We start from the raw sequence: 21,582 nt of genomic DNA on the forward strand, positions 1-21,582 counted from the left end.
CCTTGCGAAATGAATTGCTGGAGGTGAAGTCAGTGCAGGGTTTTTCTGGCTTCCCAGGAGGCAAGGTTCGGTTCACTTCTGTGCCCGATCTCTTTTTCAGCGAACTTCTGCCTTCCATTGATGATTTGGCCGAACTTAAAGTCACGCTGCACATCATTTGGCTGCTGAATCGTAGGCGGGGTTATCCACGTTGCGTGCAATTACGCGAACTCCTCAGTGATGGAACGCTCCTCCGCGGATTGTCGGGCCTTGATGAGTCGCCGGAAAAGTCCCTCCAGAAGGCGCTAGAGCGAGCCACTACCCGCGGAACATTGCTGCACATCATGACTCGCGACGGTGAGACGGAAGCGCACTACTATTTCCTGAACACTGAGCAAGGACGAAAGACCGTGGAGAAGATCGAATGCGGTGAAATTGCGCTGGGTGGCCCCGCGACAGTTTGTGGCCCACGTCTCACTGCCGAGAAACCCAACATCTTCGTGCTCTACGAACAGAACATTGGACTCTTGCAGCCGATGATCGCAGAGGAACTGAGAGAAGCGGAGAGAGATTATCCAGCAGATTGGATCGCTGATGCTTTCCGCATCGCCGCCGAGAACAACGTGCGGAATTGGCGCTACGTGCGCGCCATCCTGGAGCGGTGGGCTACTGAAGGCAAGAAAGAATTGCGGTCCGAAGAGAACGGCCGGCGCTATATAGAAGGGAAGTATGCCGACTACATCAAACACTGAGGAAAAGAACGTTTGCCCTATCTGTCACGGCGCTGGTTATCTCCGCCGCGATGTTCCGCCGGGTCATCCCGATTTCGGGATCGCGATACCTTGCCGTTGTAAGGAGGAAGAACGGCGGCAGAAGCGCCTCGAACAATTACAACGATCCAGTAATCTCAGTCAAGTCGCACGGATGACCTTCGACTCCTTTGTCCCAGAGGGTTACGGCCTTACTGACGAACAGCGCGATAATCTACGTCGGGCTTATGAGACAGCCCGCAGATATGCCGAAAATCCCGACCGCTGGCTGATCCTGAAGGGTGCCTTTGGGTGCGGCAAGACTCACCTGGCAGCGGCTATTGCCAATGAACAATTGGCGCGGGGACGGGAAGTCCTTTTTGTGGTCGTCCCCGATTTGCTCGATCACTTGCGTGCTACGTTTGCTCCCATCAGCCGGGTTTCCTACGATGAATTATTTGACGCTGTGCGCAATACGCCCTTGCTTATTCTGGACGATTTGGGCACCCAGAGCACGACACCTTGGGCGTACGAGAAACTATACCAGCTCCTGAACTATCGTTACAACGCACGCTTGCCCACCGTCATCACTACGAATCAAGAATTCGAGGACATCGATATCCGGCTGCGTTCCCGTATAGTAGATCCGGATATTTCCACTATCGTGCATATCCAGGCTCGCGATTTTCGTGCCGCTGCTGAGACCACACACTTCGACCTCAGTTCACTTGGCCTGCACGCCGACCAGACTTTCGACCGCTTCGATTTGCGTACCGGGTTGCCACAAGAAGAAAGGACGAATCTCAGGCGCACCTATGAGGCCGCCAAAAAGTTCGCCGCCAAACCCAAAGGTTGGTTTGTGCTGACCGGAGTTTCGGGTTGTGGCAAAACACACCTTGCGGCTGCCATTGCCAATGCACTCCAAGCCCAAGGACGCCCCGTCCTGTTCGTGGTGGTGCCCGATCTCTTGGATTATCTGCGCGCCGCTTTTAGCCCCACCAGCCACATTTCTCTCGACCGCCGCTTTGAGGAAATCCGCAATGCACCCTGCCTCATCCTCGATGACTTGGGCACTGAAAACGCCACCCCTTGGGCCAAAGAAAAAATGTTTCAACTCATTAACCACCGCTGGAGTGCGCGTCTGCCTACGGTGATAACCACGCAGCAAAGCGTAGAAGACTTGGAACCCCGGTTGCGTTCGCGCCTGCTCGATCCATCCCGATGCCAAGTTTGGGCTATCATCGCGCCCAGTTACTTCGGACCACAAGACAGTCGTGCCACGCCAACCAATCGGGCTAAACGTCGTGGCGTGGGCGTGCGACGCTGACCGTCCGGAGCCATCCATGGCCCTCGCTCGGAAAGACATAATAATAAGCAGCCTCTGTCGCCTGCTCCGCCCCTTTTTCCATCTAACGACATCGTCTATCCCCCCACGCCAGATTGCGGCTATTCTCATCATCAAGCCCTGCTGCCGCGGCGATGTGCTTATGACTACGCCGCTTATCACTACTTTACGCCAGGCTTATCCCAAAGCACGACTTGACTTTGCTGTTGGCCCTCATTCGCGGGCTATGGTGGAGGCGAACCCGAAGTTGGATGGCCTGGTGGACTGCGGCCAAGTGGGCAGTGGGCGATATAGCCTACGTGACTATCTGGCACTGGTCAACCGAATACGGCAGGGTCATTATGAGGCCTGCTTTGTCCCCGACCGTTCCCCGCTTATTACGCTCCTGCCTGCGCTCGCGGGTATCCCGTGGCGTGTGGGATTAGACAGCCATGGGCGGGGATTTTCACTGTCTGTTCGCATTCCAGTCAATGAGATAAAACACGAGGTGGAACTTTACTTGGACTTGGCGCGGGCAATAGGCATTCCAGTTCAGAATCCCCATTTGGAGTTTTACCCGATAGATGAAGATAGGGCGCGCGTGGCCAGCCTTTTGGCAAGGGCTGGGGATATGAGTTCAGGGCTCCAGCGCACAGTGGTCATCCATCCTGGCGGTGGCGTTAATCCCGGCATGGTACTCTCTGCAAAGCGCTGGCCGCCAGAGCGATTTGGAGCAGTTGCCCAACGATTGTCCGATGCTGGACATACGATCATCCTCGTGGGTGGGCCAGACGATATACCTATTGCAGCAGCAGTGCGAGCGGCGATGAAACGCGAGCCGATAGATCTGACGGGTCGGCTCTCATTTGGGGAACTAGGCGCACTGATGGAGAGAGTGCACATGTTCATCGGCAACGACACAGGTGCATTGCATTTGGCGGTCGCTATGGGAGTGCCAGTGGTCGCTCTCTATGGCCCCTCCGACCCCCGTATATATGGACCATACGGAGGTCGCAGCGTGGTCCTGTGGCATCCACCCGAATGTAGCCCTTGTCTGGTAAGCGGACGCTGGAATCAGGCTTGCTGCGATTACCAATGTATCCGTGCGATTGCAGTTGAGGAGGTGTATGAGGCTGCGCTCTCATTGCTGGAGGCAGAAACAAAGCCCCCATCTTTGTGAAACGTGTACTGAATGTTCGATCTTGTATGCATGAGGCAACGGCAGGAACTCCAGGTGTTTGTCGGCCGTTGAATAGAGTGCAAACCACCATAGGAGGACGTTCCTTTGTCTAACCCTGTGCGAGGTATGTTGATCCTGTTTCTTCTCCTGGCCTTGGTGATCCTGGTTGCCTGGCAGGCGAGAGATTATATCACAGATACTCTTGTAAATCTCACCGGGGAAGAGGATCACGTTGAGCAAATCAAAGGGTTAGGCGCACTGATCCTCTTGCGTTTCACCCAGGCTCCGCTGGAACTAGCCCCCTATGTGCCTATTCAGCACACGGGCATCAACCCGTTCGGGATCAATACCTTTCTGGAGCAGGAAGTCGAACCTGAGAAAGTGGAGCGTTCGCTACGCATGATACGAGATGCAGGCTTTCACTGGATCCGCCAAGAGTTCCCTTGGGAGGACATTGAGATCAGTGGCAAAGGAGACTTCTGGGACCACAAATGGAACGTAAGTGCCTGGGCTAAGTACGACCGGATCGTAGAACTGGCGAATCAATATGGTTTGGAAATCATCGCTCGACTGGATAACCCACCTGCTTGGTCGCGTGCCCGTGGCGATGAGATCGGCACCCGCGCCCCGCCAGACAATTTTGAGGATTTCGGTGACTTTGTGTACGCCGTGGTCTCTCGCTATAAGGGCAAAATCCGCTATTACCAGATCTGGAACGAGCCAAATATCTATCCAGAATGGGGCGAACAGCCCCCCGATCCGGAGGGCTATGTGGAGTTGCTGCGGATCGCATACCAGAGAGCAAAAGAAGCCGATCCCAATTGCGTGATCCTCTGCGCAGGGTTGGCCCAGACGATCGAGCACAACGATCGTAACATGGACGATCTCATGTATCTCCAGCGCATGTATGACGCTGGCGCTGCGCCCTATTTCGACATCATGGGCGTGATGGCTTACGGCCTCTGGACTGGGCCGACCGACCGGCGAGTTAGCCCTGATCGGACGAATTTTGCCCGCCCCCAGCTCATTCGCGACATCATGGTGCGCAATGGTGATGCTCACAAGCCTATCTGGGCTACTGAGATCGGGTGGAACGCACTGCCGTCAGATTTCCCAGGCGTAGCCAATTTTGGGCGCGTTACGCTGGAGAAACAGGCTGAGTACGCCGTTCAGGCCTACCAGCGTGCCCAGGATGAATGGCCGTGGATGGGAGTGATGAATTACTGGTTCTTTAAACGCGCTACTGATGCAGAGCGTGACCAGAGTTTTTACTATTTTCGCCTAGTCGAGCCAGATTTCACGCCCTTGCCAGTCTATGAGGCCCTGAGGGACTATGCTCATCAACCCCCGGTGATGTCTATCGGCTATCATCAAGAGAGCCATTGGTCATTGCAGTACTCCGGAAACTGGATCACTGTACGTGATGACCAGGCAGTCCTAGGCGCTTACAAGATAGCCACAGAACCCGAAAGCACCTTGAATTTTGTGTTCAAGGGAACAGACTTGGACCTCGTTGTCCTACGTCAGCCTGAAAGCGGACGAATCCTCGTCTCGATCCAGGGCTGTAGTCCGAAGGAGATAGACCTACACTCACCAACGTTAGTCTATGGGGAGGTGATTCCCCTGGCACGTGGCCTGCCAAACCAGAAACACAGCGTCGAGATCCGCCTACTATCAGGCACGGCGGCTATAGATGGAGTAATTGTCCGGCGAGGCGAGGCGTGGGGACACAATGCGTTTGTCGCTGTGCTCTTTTTTCTGCTTTTGCTCGCAGTGGTGGTGGCTCGCAGTTGGATTAAGCATTCGAGCAAAGGGTACGCAAATGCTTGACCGGTCCACTCGGACGCGAATAATGCTTGCCACTATTCTGGTCCTGGCACTGGGGTTGCGCCTGTACCGACTAGATGGCCAGAGTTTCTGGAACGATGAGGGGACAAGCGTTGCCTTAGCAGGGCGCAGCCTCGCCGTGATCACGCGTAGTGCAGCCCATGATATCCATCCGCCGTTATATTATTATTTGTTGCATTTTTGGATCGGTTTGGCGGGGAGCAGCGAGGCCGGTGCGCGTTCATTGTCCGTGCTGACCGGGGTGCTGGTCGTAGCCACCACTTATTTGCTCGGAAAACAGCTTTTCGGCTCAAACATCGGGCTTCTTGCAGCACTATTATCGGCCTTCTCTCCATTGGGCGTCTATTACTCTCAAGAGGCGCGCATGTATATTATGGTTACGCTGTGGGCCGTGTTATCCATTTACTTACTCGTGCGCTTGCTTGACCGGCCAACCTATTTGATGGCCACCTTCTACTTGGCGACCACAACCCTGGCTCTGTACAGCCACTACTTTGCGGCAGTGCTTTTGGTGATCGAGAATCTTATTTTCCTGGCGTGGTTTGTTGGCCAGTACAGGCGCCGCCTCAGGTCATTAGCCAAGTGGCTGCTTCTCCAAGTCATCATCCTCGCCCTTTACATCCCCTGGGTTTGGATGACCCGGGAACAATTGGGTATCTGGCCTGCTATCAGCCAACCCCTGTCCTTGCAACAACTCCTCGCCGATCTGGCTCGTGTGTTCTCGCTGGGCCTTTCCGTTCCCGCAAAAACGACCCCTGTGGTGCTCATTTTTACGGCGCTATTGTTGATCGGGTTGATGCCCCCGGTTCGTTACCACAAAAGCAATAGAAAGAAAGAAGGAGTCTTTGCGCCCCGCTCGTTGGGTGCACATATCATCGTTGTACTCTACTTGGCTATACCCATTGGTGCCTTATATCTTGCCTCGCTGCGCCGGCCCATGTACGACCCCAAGTTCCTCCTCTGGGTAATGCCGGCTTACTATGTTTTGGTGGCGCGGGGAATTTGTACCCTCTTGCCAGAACAGCGATCATACCGCGACGTAAAGGCATGGCTCCGCGCTTTGTTAGCAGGCATGGGGTTTGCCTTTACGCTACTGGCCCCGCTGACTTCTCTTGCGAATTACTACTTCGACAGCCAATATGCTCGTGATGATTACCGGAGTATTGCGCATTATATCGAGGTCATCGAAAAAACGGGCGACGCTATTCTCATCAATGCACCAAGCCAAATTGAGACTTTCATGCTCTATTATCGCGGCGGGTTGCCAATCTACCCTTTGCCCAGGCAACGCCCGCTGGACGAAGATGCCACCCAGGCTGAATTGAAGGAGATGATTACCGGACGCAATCGCATTTTCGCTATCTTCTGGGCTACCGATGAGAGTGATCCGCACCGTTTTGTAGAGACATGGTTAGACGAACACGCATACAAGGCTATTGACTCTTGGTACGGAGATGTGCGCTTCGTTATCTACGCAGTTCCCTGCCAATCGCTCGGCGAACGGATTGTTCACCCAGTGGACGCTCGCTTGGGAGATAGCATTCGGTTCCGGGGTTACAGCCTACTCACCCCTGAAGTCGAAGCAGGGGATATTTTGCAACTTGCTCTGTTCTGGGAAGCGACTAGTCCGATTGGGCACCGATACAAGGTTTTCGTCCATGCTATAGACGACCACGGTCACATTGTGGGTCAGCGCGATGCGGAGCCAGGCGGTGGGGCTCGACTGACTACTACGTGGACGCCGAGGGAACTGATAGTGGATAATTACGGAGTGCCTATTCTCCCTGCCGTTCCACCCGGTCGCTACCAAATCGAAATTGGCATGTATGGCCTGGATGATGGCGTCCGCCTCCCTATTTACGTGCCTGGCAAGGCAGTGGATGACAAACTCCTGTTGGAGCCCGTGGTAGTGCGGCGTGGGTCTGCGCCACCACTGGCCATTCTGGATTTGCAGCACCACCGCGAAGCAGATTGTGGTCCCCTGCAATTGCTAGGGTTCACCCTGGTTCGCCTCGGTTTCGAGCACGACCCCAATGTGCCACTGCGCCCTGGGGATATTGCTCACCTGACGCTTTTCTGGCTCGCCAAAGAAACACCCCCATCGGATGCCACCCTAACCTTCCGCCTGCACGACTATTCCGGTCACCCCATCGCCGAGTGGCACACCTCGGTAACCGAAGGCTTCTACCCAGCATTGATATGGCTGCCAGGAGAGATTGTGCGGGATCAGCACAACCTGCCCCTTCCCAGCGGGCTGACACCTGGCCGTTACGACTTGCATTTGAGCCTCGAGTACGCGCCCTCGGCAGGCATTCCCTCCGCCACGCTGATCTTAACAAAGATAACTCTGGAGGAGGGCGGATAAATGAGCGTCTGCGCATCCTCCGACGTGGCTTTTTTCCAAAATTCAACCAACAAGATTGACATTTAACCCGAATAGCAGTATCTTTGTATTGGATGTGCACAGTTGTGCACAGTGGAGGCCGAAATGGGGCGGATTAGGTTCTTTTACCTGCGTTGCCTGGGGCTGTTGAGCTCAAGCAAACTGGCCTTTCCACTACTGGTTGCTCTGACGATCGGTGCGATCATAGGAACACTCTTTCCCCAACGACCGTCCGTGAGGGATGAAACGCTCTTGAGTCTCTGGCAGGATGCAGTGAGTGCCAGGTACGGCGGCTATACCAGGATCTTCGATGCCTTTCACTCCGCATGGTTTTTGGGTTTGGTTGCTGCACTCATAGTAAACATAATAGTATGTACCACCACCCGGCTTCGCTCTATCTGGCGTGCGCTGACCCGCACTAGCATGGAGATCACCGATGCACTGCTGACGCACTGTGAGGCTCGTTTCAGTTTCACTGCCAGGGACCCGGACTCCGCTGTTAAGATAATCGCGCGCAATCTTAAACAGGCAGGCTTCCGTGTGCTATATCAGGAACAGGGTAAAGGAACGCACATCTATGCCGAGCGACATGGCTGGGCCCGACTAGGCACTATCCTCGTCCATGGCCCCATTATCCTCATCGTGCTGGCTGCCACTTGGGGCCAAGTGAAGGGTTGGCGGATAGAGGCATTGGCTCTACCACCGGGCGTTGAAACCCCAGTAGAGCGAGCGGGTTTCCAACTGCGAGGAGAGAGTTTCGAAATCATACCCTATCCCGATGGCAGTGCCCGGGATTTCCGCGCCCAGGTTGCCGTATTAGAAGCGGGCCGAGTTGTCCAATCCAGCACCATTCGTATCAACGAACCCCTCTCGTACCACGGTGTTGGAATCTATCTCGTCAGTTTCGATGAGGACGAAACGGGATGCCTTTATCCCATAGCGATGGCCGTCTACGATCCGAGTTACCCGTTTGTGATATCCGGCGCATTGTGCTTTGTAATCGGTGCCATGCTTCGTTTCTACCTCCCTGTGCGCCGGGTCTGGTGCCGCGTGGGCCGAGATGGAGTGGTCGAAATAGGCGCGGATGCCAAATACTGGCTCAAAAAATGGGCAGATGAATTGCGGCCTGCAATTGGAGGTTGAGGGTGCCGGGTGAGAGTGCCTTCATCTCGCTGGCCTGTGTGATCACAGGGGTAGGCTTCCTGGCCCTCCTGATAGCCTTGATCAGGCGGCAAGAGACGCTGGACCGGTCTGGCCAAGTGCTGACTGTGGTTGCATCACTGGCAATGTTAGGCAGCGTCATTGCCCGCGGGTTAGCAACGGGGCATTGGCCGATGGCGACCACCTACGAGTTTGCATTGGCTTTCGCTTGCAGCACTCTCCTCGCCGCACTCCTTTTGGCGCGGAGGCTTGGTTCTGGACGCGGCCTGGTGCTCGCCCTGATGATGGCATTGCTTATCGAAATCTATGCGCTCCTAGGGGTTCCAGATGGGGATAAGATTGCTCGACCGTTGCTCCCAGCGTTGCAGACGATATGGTTTGAGATGCACACCTTCACAGCGGCACTGGCCTATGGTGCAGGCGCGGCCACAGGGGGGCTGGGATTGATGCGGATCCTCTCCCATCTGGGCTTATGGCAGGACTCGCTACCAGAAGCAGAGCGGCAGGATGAGGTTATCGAAAGCGGCGTGGGCTTCGTTTTCTTATTCCTGAGTCTAAGCATTATCACTGGGGCCATTTGGGCTCAGAAGGCCTGGGGAAGTTACTGGAGTTGGGACCTTAAAGAGACTTGGGCGTTGATTACATGGTTCGTGTACTTGCTCTACTTTCATAGACGTTCAGCGCGTCATTGGCGCGGGATGCCCCTAGCGACGTTGACGGTATTGGGCCTGGCTTGCATTCTATTTACCTACTTGGGTGTAGGACCGTTGGCTCGTGCGGTAGGGGTATACAGTTTACACGCGTATTGATTGGATGATAAGCAAGGTGAAATTTACACGGCGAGAGTTCATTGGATTGGCAGGCGCTAGCCTGGGGTTGCTGGGCGTACGCGCTTTGCTGTCAGGGGGAACCAGGCAAGAGACTGAAGAAACACCGCTGCCACCGAACGCGCGCGAAGCGATGTATTATGCTGGCCTGAGCGGCGATTTACGTTGCGAAGTCTGCCATGGAAATGCCCTACCGTCTAAGGTGCTCTATTGCCACATTTCCCACGCGAAACGCTATGTTAAATGCCTGCTTTGTCCGAGGGGGTGCGTGATTTCAGAAGGACATCGAGGCGATTGCCGGGTACGCGAGAATCGAGGCGGCAAACTGTACACGATGGTTTTCGGTAATCCTTGTGCGATGGCGATTGACCCCATTGAAAAGAAACCCTTCTATCATTTCCTACCCGCAAGTGCCGCTTTCTCTATTGCCACGGCGGGATGTAACTTGCACTGCCTCTATTGCCAGAACTATGACATCTCGCAAGTGCCACCGGAGCAGACAGAGAATTACGATCTGCCCCCAGAGAAAGTGGTGGCCGCCGCTTTAGGCTACGGTTGTCCTGTCATTGCTTACACCTATTCGGAACCAACGGTATTCTATGAATACACGCTGGCGACGGCAAGGCTTGCACGAAAAGCGGGCATCCGTAATGTGGTCGTCAGCGCTGGGTATATGAACCCTGACCCACTGCGGGAACTCTGTGGTGCGGTGGATGCGATCAAGATCGATTTCAAAGGTTTCAGCGATGATTTTTACAAAAACGTGTGCTCGGCGACTTTACAACCCGTGTTGGATGGGATGAAACTCATCCGCGATTCCGGAATTCACCTGGAAATTGTTACTCTGGTCGTACCCGGCATGAACGACTCTGAGGAAAACCTGCGTGATATGGCGCGCTGGATTATAGATAACTTAGGGCCAGACGTGCCCACCCATTTCTCTCGTTTTTTCCCTCGCTACAAACTCACTAACCTCCCAGCCACCCCCGCCGCGACAGTTGAGCGGGCACGAGCCATCGCCTTAGAAGAGGGCATCCACTACGCTTACACCGGAAACTTGCCCGGAAGCCCAGGGGATCACACCTATTGCGCACGCTGTGGTAAGATTCTGATCCAGCGTTTAGGCTTTCAGGTGATGGAAAACAACATAGTGGACGGCAAATGCCGCTATTGTGGCCAGCCGATACCTGGAGTGTGGCAATGAGTGGAGTGTACCGTGTTTGGGTAACGCTGGCCTTGGTACTGCTTCTCGCAGGGTGTGTCACGACACCGACAGTTACCGAGCCCACAGCCACAAAGCCCGCCCCGTTACCCTCCGCCACCCCTATTCCATCTGAGAAAGTCCGTCCAGCCATGTTCGCGGGCCTTTTTTATCCCGCAGATCGGGGCGAATTACAGAGAACGGTGGATGACTTCTTGGCCCAGGTGCAACCAACTCAAGGCACCCCCATTGTCCTGATGGTACCACACGCTGGCTACACCTTCTCCGGTCCAGTAGCGGCCTACGCCTACCGCCAGATCCAGGGCGTGTCCTACGATGCCATAGTGGTCATCGGCAACAACCACAGTGTCGCCGACTTCTCGGCAGTCTCTATCTATAGCGAGGGCGCTTTTGCCACACCCCTGGGAGAGGTGCCAGTAGACGAGGCACTGGCTAAAGCCCTTCTGGATGCTGACGAAACGGGGAGATTGGTTGCCGAACCTCGTGTACACTATTACGAACACTCCATCGAGGTCCAACTGCCATTCCTGCAACGAGCCCACCCCGGGTGTAAGATCGTGCCCATCATGATGGGCCAGCCCACCGCAGAGAATTGCGAGGCTTTGAGCAAAGCTTTGGTGAAAGTGCTAGCCGGGCGACAGGCGCTGATCATTGTCAGTTCCGATATGGCCCACTATCCAACCTACAATGATGCTGTGCGAGTGGACAATGCTACACTGAGCGCTATTTGCTCTATGGACCCGCAGGCAGTGCTCCAAAATGATCAGCGGTACATGAGCGCTGGCATTCCCAATCTAGTGTGTACACTGTGCGGCCTGGGGCCAGTGCTCACCGGGATGATGGTGGCAAGAGAACTCGGCGCAAACGAGGTCACAGTGCTGAAGTATGCCAATTCTGGCGATGTGCCAGCCGGAGAGAGCAATCTTGACCGCGTAGTTGGCTACAGCGCGGTGATGTTCTGGCATTGGAATCCGCCTAACTTCACGCCGGAGCAGAAAGCAGAACTGCTGGCCTTGGCGCGGCGCACATTGGAAAGGTACTTGACGGAGCACGAGGTCCCTGTGGAATCCCCTTTAGAGTATGCGATGGAGAGATGCGGCGTCTTCGTCACCTTGACCAGAGACGGCCAGTTGCGCGGTTGCATCGGGCGCGTTATCCCGCATGAGCCACTCTACCACACCATACAGGAATGCACTGTCTTGGCGGCAACCGAGGACCAGCGCTTCCCTCCGGTGAGTGTCGCAGAACTGGGGGATATTCGCATCGAGATCTCAGTGCTCTCACCTCTGCATCCACTTAACAATATTGGTGAAATCCAAATAGGCCGTGATGGCCTGGCCATCCTGCACGGGGAGCATTTTGGCTTGCTGTTGCCACAGGTGCCCGTGCAGGAAGGATGGGATCGTGATGAATATCTCCGGGCACTTTGTCGCAAAGCGGGTCTGCCCGAAGACGCTTGGGCGAAGGGTGCCACGCTGTACCGTTTCACTGCAGAGGTTTTCGGAGAGAGCGAGTAGGAAACATGACGGCCGACGTCCTCTCGCTGGAAACGGATTTCAAGGAACGGCTTTTGTCCCTCAAGCCGCTGGATCTCTGCACCTATGAGTCGCTCCTCCGTACACGCTATCCAGAGACGGAGGGGCTTTTCTCCATCCCAGGGCTGTTAGACCACACACAGCAGGTGATGGAAGCAGTGCGCGCTAACGCAGGAACACTGGATACGGCGACGGCGCAGGCACTTTATTTAGCGGCATTACTGCACGCAGTCGGGCAAAGTGGAGATCAACTGTCCGACTCCATAGGTGTCACCGTGGAACGAGCACGGGAAGTCTGCTTCAGGCTAGGCATCAAACCTTCCGTGCGCGATGACGTGGTTTACCTAGTACGCCATCAACACATCCCCTGGCTCTATGGAGTCCGGCATTATAATGTGCTTCGCTATTTACAACTATCCGCTATGCTGAACACACAGGCGCTCTATCTACTCGCCCGCGCGGATATAGAGGCGGATGGCGAACGTTCTAGAATCAGATCAACGCACCCACTGGAGGCTTTCCGGCGCACTTGCGAGGAGGCCGGTGTCTTTGGTCAGCGGCCGCAAATTTGGCTTAGCGAGGAGGATCTGGATGCTCTGGGTGTCCATGAACCAGATGAACGGCTCCGGCTGCGCCACGAAGTGTTGGAGAGGCAACTGCGCGGCTTGTTCGATAACCCTGCCCAGGCCCGTGCTTGGGTTTCTGCCATCGTCAGGCGGCCACATGGCACCTTGTATCTAACTGTGGGGGTGCCAGGCAGTGGCAAGACAACCTGGGTACAACAATCTCTCCCAGGTGTGCGACGGATCTCAATGGACGATCAGCGGGAACTCCTCCTGGGTAGCCGCAGCGACCAAAGCCTAAACCCAGAAGTCTTTCGTGCCTGCTCGTACCGGCTTCACGAGGCGTTGGCACGAAACGAGACAGTCATCTGGGATGCACAAAGCCACACCTTGGCTCAGCGGAGAAACGTGCTCCGCGCTGCACGAGGCCATCATGCAACTGTGATCATCATACATTTTGATGTGCCCCTGTGCGTGGCGTTAGAACGCAATCGAATGCGGGAGTTTGCTGTGCCCGATGAGGTGATAATCCGCAGTTACAGGCGCTTGTTGGAGCCCCGGGATTATGAGGCAGAAGAAATCCGGCGCATCATCGCCTAGTGGCACAGATTTCTCCCGGAAAGGAAAACTCATGACCGAACAGAGCATACAGCCAGATGCCTTCTACTTTACCAGCGGCCCTGTGGGGTGTCTGCTTCTCCACGAGTTTATGGGTTCGCCGGCAGAGATGCGATCAATGGGAGAGTACTTGGCAGAGAAAGGATTCACCGTGAGCGGACCGCTCCTGCCGGGTCACGGTACAGAGCCCAACAATCTGTCCAACATTCATTGGCGGGACTGGTGGGCAGCGGCAGAGGAAGCCTTCTATGAACTACGAAACAAGTGCCATCTCGTCTTTGTAGCCGGTTTCTCTATGGGCGCGTTACTCGCACTGCGTCTGGCTGCTTACCATCCAGTACGTGGGCTTATCCTTATGGCTCCGGCTATTGCCGAAGGGAATCTGCGATCCGGATTGACGCTTCTCAGACATTATGCTCGGGGCGGGTGCGTGCCCCTTGAGAGAGATGACAGTATTGGGGAGAGTAAAATGTGCCTCAATATCTGGCGTTATGATAAGGCACCTATCCGCGCCATTTTTCAAGTCTATCGGTTGCAGAAAGAGGTGATGCCTTTTCTGAGCCGCGTTGTTGTTCCCACACTGATCTTCCAGGGGCAGTACGACCAAATACTCGGGCCCGATGCCGGGGCCCTGACTTATGAGGCAATCGCCTCCAGCGACAAGGAACTCGTATTTTTAGAACACTCCGGTCACTTCTTAACCGTGGGGGCCGATCGAGAATTCGTCTGGCGTAAGGCCGCCGAATGGATGATGGCCCGGGCCGGCGGGCGGATCAGCACCGCCTTGTAGCCCCTTGGGGGTTACCTCGGTAATTCGCAAATCACCTTATACTGGATCCTCTTCGCCTCCATATCGGCTGACTAAAACCAATACCGCGAGAGTCAGTGCGCCCAGTAAAATGAGAGCGATCAGTTTGTAGATGCGTGAGGAGATGAGCAGAGCGAGGGCACCAAAGAAGGCGCAAAAGGCCCAGTAAATCAGCACAATAACGCGGTGAGAGATGCCTATATCCAGCAGCCGGAAATGGAGGTGAGCCCGATCGCCCAGGCCAGGGGAGCGACCGCGCCGGAGACGATCTACGATTAGCCACGCCACGTCCATAATCGGGACGCCTAAGACGAGCAAGATAGTTGCCATGCGCGCGCCGCCGACTATGGAGAGAGTGGCTACTGCGTAGCCCAAGAAGAAGGAGCCCGAACTACCCATGAAAACCTTGGCTGGGTGAAAGTTATACGGCAGGAAGCCCAAAGTCGCCCCCAGTAATGCGAGTGGCAATAGTGAAACCGTGTATTGTCCCTCACGGATCATGTGGACGGCCAAGACAGTGGCAGTAATGGCCGCCACTCCCGCTGCTAACCCATCTAGTCCATCTAAGAAGTTGAAGGTGTTGACCATGCCCACGATCCAGAAAATAGTGAAAGCCGCCGTTATAAACCAGGGGAATACGACGAGTTGGTTGGAAAAGGGGCTCGTGACGCGCTCGATGAAAACCTCCGTGCCAATGGCAATGAGCGCAGCAATTATCTGGAAAATGAGTTGGGTGGGTGCCCCCAATTCGTGTCGGTCATCCCATAGACCAACGACGAATAGGAAAGTCGAACCCAACAAGATGCCGAAGACATGCAGCGGCTCCTTTGGGTTAGGCCCCTCTGGCATGGGCAAACTGAGGGCGGGCGGCAAGAAACGCGAGAAAAGTACGCCAATCACAAAGGCCACGAAAAGGGCGATGCCCCCCAACCGTGAAACAGCACCCGCGTGCCGACGCCGGCCACCCGGCATATCCACAATGCCCAGCCGAGAGCCCAGACGGCCAGTCAGTGGTGCTAGGGTAAACGCGAGTGCGAATGAAAGAGCGAAGACGAGAAAAAAAGCCATTCCTTACCTCTTGGCACTGAAATCAGAGTCCCTCTCATCCGGTGCCGAATTGCCTATCGCCTGCATCGCCCAGCCCAGGGACGATATAACCCGCAGGTGGGTCACCAGGGGACTTCGGCTCAGGTGTCAAGTGATCATCTATAGCGGCCACGTGAATATCCACGTCGGGATGGGCGCTGGTCAGGCGCTCAATACCTTCGGGTGCCGCGATGATGGCTACCATTTTGATGCGCTGCGCCCCCCACTGTTTCAGGATGTCCACTGTGGCCACAGCCGACCCGCCCGTTGCTAACATAGGGTCCAGGATGAGGCACAGTTGCACCGTTGGCGCGACTGGGAGCTTATTATAGTATTGCACCGGCCGCAGCGTACGCTCGTCCCGATACAGGCCAATATGCCATACCTCAGCGGCGGGCATCATCTCCCAAACGCCATCTACCATCCCTAACCCCGCCCGCAAGATAGGAATGAGCCCGATCCTCTCTTTTAACTTAAAGCCTTTCGCCTGGGCTAACGGGGTAATGACAACGGTTTCCTCTACTGCTAAATCGGCGGTGGCTTCATATGCTAATAGGATCGCGATCTCCTTCACCAACTGGCGGAACTTCTTGGGCTCGGTGTTCACATCGCGGAGCAGGGTTAACTTGTGTTTCACCAGAGGATGCTGTGAGATATGAACTCTCGGTTTCACCGTGGCCTTCCTCCCCCCTTGCTACTATAAACACACCAAAAAGGGGCTTCAGAAAGCCTGAAGCCCCTTGGCATCACTTCTCCCCACATTGTTGGAGAAGCCACTCCCATTCCTCATCCACCTTGGCTTGGAATTCCTCAATGATGTGGCGAAACTTAGGCTGAAAGAGGTGGCGGAATCGGCCCTGTGCCTTCAGAAACTCCTCGGCAGGCTTCTTCTCCTTGGGTTTATAGGTGAGCCGCCAGACGCCTTTCTCAACTTCGTAAAGCGGCCAGTAGCAGGTGTCCACGGCCAATCGCGAGATCTCAATGGTTTGGTCCGTATCGTGTCGCCAGCCGCGGTTGCAGGACGTGAAGGCATTGATGAACGAAGGCCCGTCGGCAGCCAGGGCTTTCTGTGTTTTCTGCATCAGATCGCGCCAGTGGCTTGGTGATACTTGTGCTACGTAAGGAATATCGTGGGCAGCCATGATCTTGGTGATGGGCTTGCGCCATTGTATTTTGCCAGGGATGACCTCGCCGGCCGGTGATGTAGTTGTGCTTGCACCAAGGGGCGTTGCCCCCGATCTCTGGATGCCCGTATTCATGTAGGCCTCGTTGTTAAGGCACACGTAGAGGAATTTGTGCCCGCGCTCGAAGGCACCTGAAATCCACTGTAAGCCGATGTCGTACGTTGCCCCATCGCCGCCGATGGCGATAAACTTGATTCCGCGATCTTCTATCTTACCCTGGCGCACCAGTGAGCGGTACGCGGCTTCAGCCCCGGCGATAGTAGTGGATACGTTCTCGAAGGCGTTATGAATCCAAGGCACGCGCCAGGACGAGAACGGGTAGATAGAAGTAGCTATCTCTAAGCAGCCAGTGGCACAGCCGAGGACTACCGGATCATCTATCGCCGCGAGCAATTGACGTAGGACGATACCCTCGCCGCAGCCTGCGCACAGACGATGTCCGGGGGCCAACTTCTCTACCTGGCCAGCCATCTCTTTTAACTTCAATGAAACTACCATGTTCGCAATCCTCCTCTCAGGCAATCCCTACTCACGCAACCCCACGTAGCGGACCACTGGGTCCGTCTCACCAGTGGCGACAATGTGTTGCAAATCCGAGGCTACTTTCTCAATTTGGTCTGGTGTAGCATCGCGGCCGCCCAACCCGAAGATGTAGTTCACCATACGAGTATCGTGATTGCGAGCCACGAACAATGCCGCACATAACTCTAAGAACAGTGGCCCTGCACCCTCGATGCAACCAAATGTTGTGGAACGGTCCATCACGCCCACCGCCTGCACGTCCTGAAGTGCTTCGGCGAATTCTTTATAAGGGAAGGGTCGGAACACGCGAGGCTTCAGTAACCCGATCTTGATACCGTTCTTGCGTAACTCTCGGACCACAGTGCGCGCTGTGCCCGCCGTGGAACTAAGCACCACGATGGCCATCTCTGCGTCATCCATCTTGTAATCGTCAAAGATGCCGTAGCGGCGCCCGAACCTCTGGCCAAATTCTTCCCCTACTTGTTCGATGATCGGCAAAGCATGGCTCAGAGCGTCAACTTGTTGGCGTTTGTGTTCGAAATAGTAGTCGTAGAAATCCCAGGAGCCGAAGGTTGTGGGCTTATCCACATCTAAGAGCGAATACATGGGTTTGTACTCTCCCACAAACTCCCTTACCTCGGCGTCGTCCAGGAGTTCTACTCGCTCCACGCCGTGACCGGTGATAAAGCCATCTTGCATAGACATGACCGGCGTAAGCAAGTCCGGATGTTCCGCGATGCGTACGGCCTGAATTGTGTTGTCATAGGCCTCTTGAGCGTTTTCGGCAAAGATCTGGATCCAACCCGCGTCGCGCGCACCCATCGAATCGCTATGGTCGCAGTGGATGTTGAGGGGCGCGGATAAAGCACGGTTCACCACGGACATCACGATGGGCAACCGTAGCGATGAGGCAATATATACCACCTCCCACATCAGCGCCAAGCCATTGGCCGACGTGGCCGTCATCACGCGCGCGCCCGCCGCCGCAGCGCCAATGCACGCACTCATAGCCGCGTGCTCGCTCTCAACAGGCACGAATTCAGTATCCACGATGCCGTCGGCCACATACTGGGAAAAATTCTGCACAATGGCTGTTTGTGGGGTGATTGGATAGGCAGCGACTACGTCTGGGTTGATTTGTCGCATGGCATTAGAAACGGCGTTCGCGCCATCCAGAGCCATGCTCCTTGATTTAACCATTTCGTTTCCTCCTCAGACAAATAAAACGTGGTCTCGGCGGGGCGAACTTTCTACCCCTCAAACTTGGTCTCTTCGACCATCTGGATGACTTTGCCCGGCTGTCCGGTAACGGTATGGGCTTCCACTTTCACTGGGCACTCTACAGCGCAAATGCCACAGCCCTTACAGTGGTCATAATCAAAAGCAACCCACTTTCCATCCTGGACTATGATCGCTCCGTCGGGACAGTACACCCAGCAAATCATGCAATTGGTGCACTTGCTGGCATCATGGACAGGACGCATAGTGCGCCAGGCGCCAGTCTTATATTCTACTGAGCTGCCAGGCTCGAACACTAGTCCAGCAATGTTTGCTTCTTTCCATGTGGCATCTAGTTTTGGCATTGATGAGCATCTCCCTTCGTGATATCTCGAGCGGATAGATTAGCCTTGCACAACCTCGTCGTAAGCGCGCTTGATCGCCTGAATGTTAGCCTCCACTACCTCGGGGCGCAGTTTTTCCCCCAGTTTTTCTCTGGTCAGGCGAATAAGGCTGTCAAGACTAATCATCCCTGTGACTTTGGCCACTGCACCCAGCATCAGTGTGCTAGGGATATCGCGGCCCAAGGTCTCCAGTGCGATGCGCGTAGCATCCAAAGTGTATACTTTCTGACCTTTGAGGTTCAACCGTTTGCGCATAGCGGTTGGACCTTCAGACGTATTGATTAGGATCGTGCCATCGGGAGCCAATCCTTCGGTCACGTCCACCACGCCCAACAGGTTGGGATTCACCACAATGACCATCTCGGGATTCAGGATTTGGTGGTGGATCTCAATGGGTTCGTCGCTGATGCGCGTGTATGATTTGACCGGCGCACCCATGCGCTCTGGGCCGTAGTCGGGGAAGGCCTGGAAGTATTTACCTTCCTCCAATGCGGCTTCTGCCAGCAACTCGCCCGCAGTGACCACACCTTGTCCGGCGCGGCCGTGCCAGCGTATCTCCATGATTTTGCTCATCCTCGAGTGACCTCCTTAGTAGTACTTGCGTTCTCTCAGGGCCCAAAAAGAAAGTTAGGTAACCACCAAGGGAACCTAACCCAGTGGAAAGGGCTATCCCGCTTACGTTCTTGAGACATCGAAAAAGCCACGATTACCGGGACTGTGATGGATTCCTCCCTTAAAGACATACCCGCTTGTGGCCAACATTTTACCCCGTGCGGCCACCTATGTCAAAGCACCCCTCCTTTTTGACAGCGGACTTTCATTTGTCACCTGGCCCAAACAATGACTTTGGGCAAAACAGTCCAGCAGGAAAGAAGTACGCAACGCTTTGCGGAGCGAGTCCTAGCCGGCCAAAAACACTACTACGCAACCGCCTCGCTGGGTACGTCAATTCACGACGGCCGACGGCCCCCTTTTCTCTCCTGCTTGGCCTGACAGGAGACACATAAGGTAGCATGAGGCATGATCTCCAAACGCGCTGGGTCTATCTTCTTACCGCACGCCTGACAGATGCCATAGGTCCCTCTTTGGGCGACTCGGAGTGCCTGTTCGATGGACTCTAGTTTGGCCTCCAGTGTCTGCAGCAATGCCAGGTTCTTCTGTCGTTCGTACATTTCAGATGCGGCATCCACGTCATCCTCACTGACGGCCTGATCCATCTCATACTGAAGATAGACGCGCAACCTTTGCATCTCTGCCAACGTGCGCTCACGTTCGTGCTGAAGTCTGGTCACTTCATCTTCTGATTCTGTAGTACCTGTGGCCATAACTGTTCAACTCCGCAGTTGAGTTAGAAGGTTCGTGGCTGTCGCAGGGTCTTGGCCAGCCAGACTATCACCAAAAACGAGCGGACCAACGATGACTAACAAGTGATCAACGAGAAGACATCATAACCCTTAAGCAATTCGCGTCCCTTGAGGAAGGCAAGTTCGATCAGGAAGGCGATACCCACCACCTTACCACCCAGTCGCTCCACCAATTGCACTGTGGCCTTCGCCGAACCCCCCGTGGCAAGAAGATCATCTACAACCAGCACCTTCTGCCCTGGTTTGATCGCGTCGGTATGCATTTCCAGAACATTGGTGCCATATTCCAGACTGTATTCAGCGCTGATAGTCTCGGCCGGGAGTTTGTTCGGCTTGCGTACCGGCACGAAGCCTGCGCCCAGTTCATACGCCAGTGGTGCACCAAAGATGAATCCTCGGGCCTCGATGGCCACAACGATGTCAATGTCCTGATCTAAGTAGCGGTCTACCAGGCTGTCAATGGCTTCCTGGAAAGCGTCTGGATCCTTGCACAGTGTCGTGATGTCTTTGAACAAGATGCCTTTTACTGGGAAGTCAGGCACATCGCGGATCATTTTGGCGAGGTCCATGGTCAAACTCTCCCTCCATTAACTAGATAGCGGCCTTTTGCACGGCGGGGATTGTAGCGTAAAAAGTTCCTTTTGACAAGCGCCACTCGTACTGCGCCAAGAGATCGTTACCAGGTAATGAGCGCCATTTTGGGAAAAGCTGGCGCTTCTCCGGTAGAATTGTTGTGGAAAACCATCCACCAGGAGGAGCACCAGCTATGGCCGATTTGGCCTACCGGGAAGTATACCTTATGAACCAGATCGAGGCAAGAAAACATCTCATCCAGACCTTTCAAGAAACGGGCAGTCTCAGCGAGACGGCTCGCCGTTGGCACACCTCCCGCCAGGTGGTGCGCAAATGGCTCCGCCGTTTCCAGCAGGGAGGAGAGAAAGGCCTCCAGAACAAATCCCGGCGCCCTCACCATTCTCCGCGCCAAACCCCTTCGCAAGTGGAACAATTGGTGCTGAAGGCCCGCCAAGCTACCCATTACGGTCGAGAACGCCTGGCCCTCTACCTGCAGCGGTGCGGGATCTCCATCTCCCCCTGGCTCCGAACACATGGCATCACCACCCAGGTTACCTTTCAGACCGACTGGGGTGATGAATTCGGGGGCGATAACCCCAGCCAAATCGCTGCCTTGGAGACCCGCTTCCTGCGCCCTCTACAGGGCGCCCTACGTCGTTACCCCAAAGGTCGGAAGCAGTGTACAATGGCCGAGTAGAGCGCAGCCACCGCGCCGATGACGAAGAGTTCTACCGACCTTACCTGCTTCAAGTAAACACCGAGGAGGATTTTATAGCCTTAAGTGCCAGGTGGGTCTATTTTTACAATGTGCTGCGGCCTCACCTCGGAACGGGGATGGAGAAGAGGACCCCTTTGCAAGTCCTGCGCAGCTTAGGTTACAATGGAGTTGATCAAATTGCTCTCTTCCCACCCCTGCTGTTGGACCGGATTAGCACTGACCTGCTTCTCGCCTGTGACCCTGAAGGTGGTAACGATCTATTGGCCTATTACACTCGTTGTAATGACGTATTGGGTAAATGAATGTGTGTGATCGT

21 protein-coding genes are annotated in these 21,582 nt (G+C 55.1%); 13 read left to right on the forward strand and 8 right to left on the reverse strand.

Going from position 1 to position 21,582, the window contains the following annotated elements:
* Window positions 1–32 precede the first annotated feature (32 nt).
* From H5T64_00245 to H5T64_00295, 11 genes are all read left to right on the forward strand, one after another.
* Complete coding sequence (locus H5T64_00245; GenBank protein MBC7262768.1) at window positions 33–731, forward strand: DnaD domain protein; 699 nt, start codon at window positions 33–35, stop codon at window positions 729–731.
* A complete protein-coding gene (locus H5T64_00250) occupies window positions 709–2,055 on the forward strand; it encodes an ATP-binding protein (protein ID MBC7262769.1) in 1,347 nt (448 codons plus the stop codon). Before H5T64_00245 ends, H5T64_00250 begins: the two co-directional genes overlap by 23 nt.
* A 16-nt stretch (window positions 2,056–2,071) precedes the next feature.
* Window positions 2,072–3,232 (forward strand): lipopolysaccharide heptosyltransferase II, encoded by a 1,161-nt coding sequence (gene waaF / locus H5T64_00255; protein MBC7262770.1) that lies wholly within the window; start codon window positions 2,072–2,074, stop codon window positions 3,230–3,232.
* Window positions 3,233–3,337: 105 nt separating this feature from the next.
* The gene (locus tag H5T64_00260) at window positions 3,338–5,062 is read left to right on the forward strand and encodes a cellulase family glycosylhydrolase (protein MBC7262771.1); all 1,725 of its coding nucleotides are present in this window, start codon (window positions 3,338–3,340) and stop codon (window positions 5,060–5,062) included.
* 22 nt (window positions 5,063–5,084) lie between these two features.
* A complete protein-coding gene (locus tag H5T64_00265; GenBank protein ID MBC7262772.1) occupies window positions 5,085–7,445 on the forward strand; it encodes a glycosyltransferase family 39 protein in 2,361 nt (786 codons plus the stop codon).
* Window positions 7,446–7,568: 123 nt separating this feature from the next.
* Complete coding sequence (locus tag H5T64_00270) at window positions 7,569–8,606, forward strand: cytochrome c biogenesis protein ResB (GenBank protein ID MBC7262773.1); 1,038 nt, start codon at window positions 7,569–7,571, stop codon at window positions 8,604–8,606.
* Between the two features lie 2 nt (window positions 8,607–8,608).
* Window positions 8,609–9,433 carry a cytochrome c biogenesis protein CcsA gene (gene ccsA, locus H5T64_00275; GenBank protein ID MBC7262774.1) on the forward strand — a complete coding sequence of 275 codons (825 nt, stop codon included), beginning with the start codon at window positions 8,609–8,611 and terminating at the stop codon, window positions 9,431–9,433.
* Between the two features lie 151 nt (window positions 9,434–9,584).
* Complete coding sequence (gene amrS, locus H5T64_00280) at window positions 9,585–10,655, forward strand: AmmeMemoRadiSam system radical SAM enzyme (protein MBC7262775.1); 1,071 nt, start codon at window positions 9,585–9,587, stop codon at window positions 10,653–10,655.
* On the forward strand, window positions 10,652–12,190 hold the full coding sequence (gene amrB, locus H5T64_00285; protein MBC7262776.1) for an AmmeMemoRadiSam system protein B: 1,539 nt from the start codon (window positions 10,652–10,654) through the stop codon (window positions 12,188–12,190). The genes amrS and amrB overlap by 4 nt, the downstream gene beginning before the upstream one ends.
* A gap of 5 nt (window positions 12,191–12,195) precedes the next feature.
* Window positions 12,196–13,371 (forward strand): AAA family ATPase, encoded by a 1,176-nt coding sequence (locus H5T64_00290; GenBank protein MBC7262777.1) that lies wholly within the window; start codon window positions 12,196–12,198, stop codon window positions 13,369–13,371.
* A 31-nt stretch (window positions 13,372–13,402) separates the two neighbouring features.
* A complete protein-coding gene (locus tag H5T64_00295) occupies window positions 13,403–14,179 on the forward strand; it encodes an alpha/beta fold hydrolase (GenBank protein MBC7262778.1) in 777 nt (258 codons plus the stop codon).
* Between the two features lie 36 nt (window positions 14,180–14,215).
* Here the strand turns inward: H5T64_00295 and H5T64_00300 are convergent, their stop codons facing one another.
* From H5T64_00300 to H5T64_00335, 8 genes are all read right to left on the reverse strand, one after another.
* Window positions 14,216–15,265 carry an undecaprenyl/decaprenyl-phosphate alpha-N-acetylglucosaminyl 1-phosphate transferase gene (locus H5T64_00300; GenBank protein ID MBC7262779.1) on the reverse strand — a complete coding sequence of 350 codons (1,050 nt, stop codon included), beginning with the start codon at window positions 15,263–15,265 and terminating at the stop codon, window positions 14,216–14,218.
* 34 nt (window positions 15,266–15,299) lie between these two features.
* Window positions 15,300–15,956 (reverse strand): uracil phosphoribosyltransferase, encoded by a 657-nt coding sequence (upp, locus tag H5T64_00305; protein ID MBC7262780.1) that lies wholly within the window; start codon window positions 15,954–15,956, stop codon window positions 15,300–15,302.
* 73 nt (window positions 15,957–16,029) lie between these two features.
* Window positions 16,030–16,965: a pyruvate ferredoxin oxidoreductase gene (locus H5T64_00310; GenBank protein MBC7262781.1), complete on the reverse strand. Its 936-nt coding sequence runs from the start codon at window positions 16,963–16,965 to the stop codon at window positions 16,030–16,032.
* 27 nt (window positions 16,966–16,992) lie between these two features.
* The gene (gene porA / locus H5T64_00315) at window positions 16,993–18,189 is read right to left on the reverse strand and encodes a pyruvate ferredoxin oxidoreductase (GenBank protein MBC7262782.1); all 1,197 of its coding nucleotides are present in this window, start codon (window positions 18,187–18,189) and stop codon (window positions 16,993–16,995) included.
* A gap of 50 nt (window positions 18,190–18,239) precedes the next feature.
* Complete coding sequence (locus H5T64_00320; GenBank protein ID MBC7262783.1) at window positions 18,240–18,572, reverse strand: 4Fe-4S binding protein; 333 nt, start codon at window positions 18,570–18,572, stop codon at window positions 18,240–18,242.
* Window positions 18,573–18,611: 39 nt separating this feature from the next.
* Entirely contained in the window at window positions 18,612–19,184 is a 573-nt protein-coding gene (locus tag H5T64_00325; protein ID MBC7262784.1) for a 2-oxoacid:acceptor oxidoreductase family protein, read from the reverse strand.
* Between the two features lie 377 nt (window positions 19,185–19,561).
* Window positions 19,562–19,936: a TraR/DksA C4-type zinc finger protein gene (locus tag H5T64_00330; GenBank protein ID MBC7262785.1), complete on the reverse strand. Its 375-nt coding sequence runs from the start codon at window positions 19,934–19,936 to the stop codon at window positions 19,562–19,564.
* A gap of 95 nt (window positions 19,937–20,031) precedes the next feature.
* Complete coding sequence (locus tag H5T64_00335; protein MBC7262786.1) at window positions 20,032–20,544, reverse strand: adenine phosphoribosyltransferase; 513 nt, start codon at window positions 20,542–20,544, stop codon at window positions 20,032–20,034.
* A gap of 197 nt (window positions 20,545–20,741) precedes the next feature.
* On the opposite strand from H5T64_00335, the gene H5T64_00340 reads away from it, so the two are divergent.
* Together H5T64_00340 and H5T64_00345 are read left to right on the forward strand one after the other, a co-directional pair.
* On the forward strand, window positions 20,742–21,245 hold the full coding sequence (locus H5T64_00340) for a helix-turn-helix domain containing protein (GenBank protein ID MBC7262787.1): 504 nt from the start codon (window positions 20,742–20,744) through the stop codon (window positions 21,243–21,245).
* Entirely contained in the window at window positions 21,227–21,568 is a 342-nt protein-coding gene (locus H5T64_00345) for a hypothetical protein (protein ID MBC7262788.1), read from the forward strand. Before H5T64_00340 ends, H5T64_00345 begins: the two co-directional genes overlap by 19 nt.
* The last annotated feature ends 14 nt before the right edge of the window (window positions 21,569–21,582 follow it).

Source organism: Chloroflexota bacterium (assembly GCA_014360825.1).
Lineage (GTDB): Bacteria > Chloroflexota > Anaerolineae > UBA2200 > JACIWT01 > JACIWT01.

Bases quoted from the DNA above. Each gene is read 5' to 3' on its own strand.
- H5T64_00340 (MBC7262787.1), top strand. From the start codon at position 20,742: ATGGCCGATTTGGCCTACCGGGAAGTATACCTTATGAACCAGATCGAG.
- H5T64_00265 (MBC7262772.1), top strand. From the start codon at position 5,085: ATGCTTGCCACTATTCTGGTCCTGGCACTGGGGTTGCGCCTGTACCGA.
- waaF (MBC7262770.1), top strand. From the start codon at position 2,072: ATGGCCCTCGCTCGGAAAGACATAATAATAAGCAGCCTCTGTCGCCTG.
- H5T64_00290 (MBC7262777.1), top strand. From the start codon at position 12,196: ATGACGGCCGACGTCCTCTCGCTGGAAACGGATTTCAAGGAACGGCTT.
- H5T64_00335 (MBC7262786.1), bottom strand. From the start codon at position 20,544: ATGGACCTCGCCAAAATGATCCGCGATGTGCCTGACTTCCCAGTAAAA.
- amrB (MBC7262776.1), top strand. From the start codon at position 10,652: ATGAGTGGAGTGTACCGTGTTTGGGTAACGCTGGCCTTGGTACTGCTT.
- H5T64_00320 (MBC7262783.1), bottom strand. From the start codon at position 18,572: ATGCCAAAACTAGATGCCACATGGAAAGAAGCAAACATTGCTGGACTA.
- H5T64_00325 (MBC7262784.1), bottom strand. From the start codon at position 19,184: ATGAGCAAAATCATGGAGATACGCTGGCACGGCCGCGCCGGACAAGGT.
- H5T64_00310 (MBC7262781.1), bottom strand. From the start codon at position 16,965: ATGGTAGTTTCATTGAAGTTAAAAGAGATGGCTGGCCAGGTAGAGAAG.
- H5T64_00270 (MBC7262773.1), top strand. From the start codon at position 7,569: ATGGGGCGGATTAGGTTCTTTTACCTGCGTTGCCTGGGGCTGTTGAGC.
- H5T64_00250 (MBC7262769.1), top strand. From the start codon at position 709: ATGCCGACTACATCAAACACTGAGGAAAAGAACGTTTGCCCTATCTGT.
- H5T64_00295 (MBC7262778.1), top strand. From the start codon at position 13,403: ATGACCGAACAGAGCATACAGCCAGATGCCTTCTACTTTACCAGCGGC.
- amrS (MBC7262775.1), top strand. From the start codon at position 9,585: ATGTATTATGCTGGCCTGAGCGGCGATTTACGTTGCGAAGTCTGCCAT.
- H5T64_00300 (MBC7262779.1), bottom strand. From the start codon at position 15,265: ATGGCTTTTTTTCTCGTCTTCGCTCTTTCATTCGCACTCGCGTTTACC.
- porA (MBC7262782.1), bottom strand. From the start codon at position 18,189: ATGGTTAAATCAAGGAGCATGGCTCTGGATGGCGCGAACGCCGTTTCT.
- H5T64_00330 (MBC7262785.1), bottom strand. From the start codon at position 19,936: ATGGCCACAGGTACTACAGAATCAGAAGATGAAGTGACCAGACTTCAG.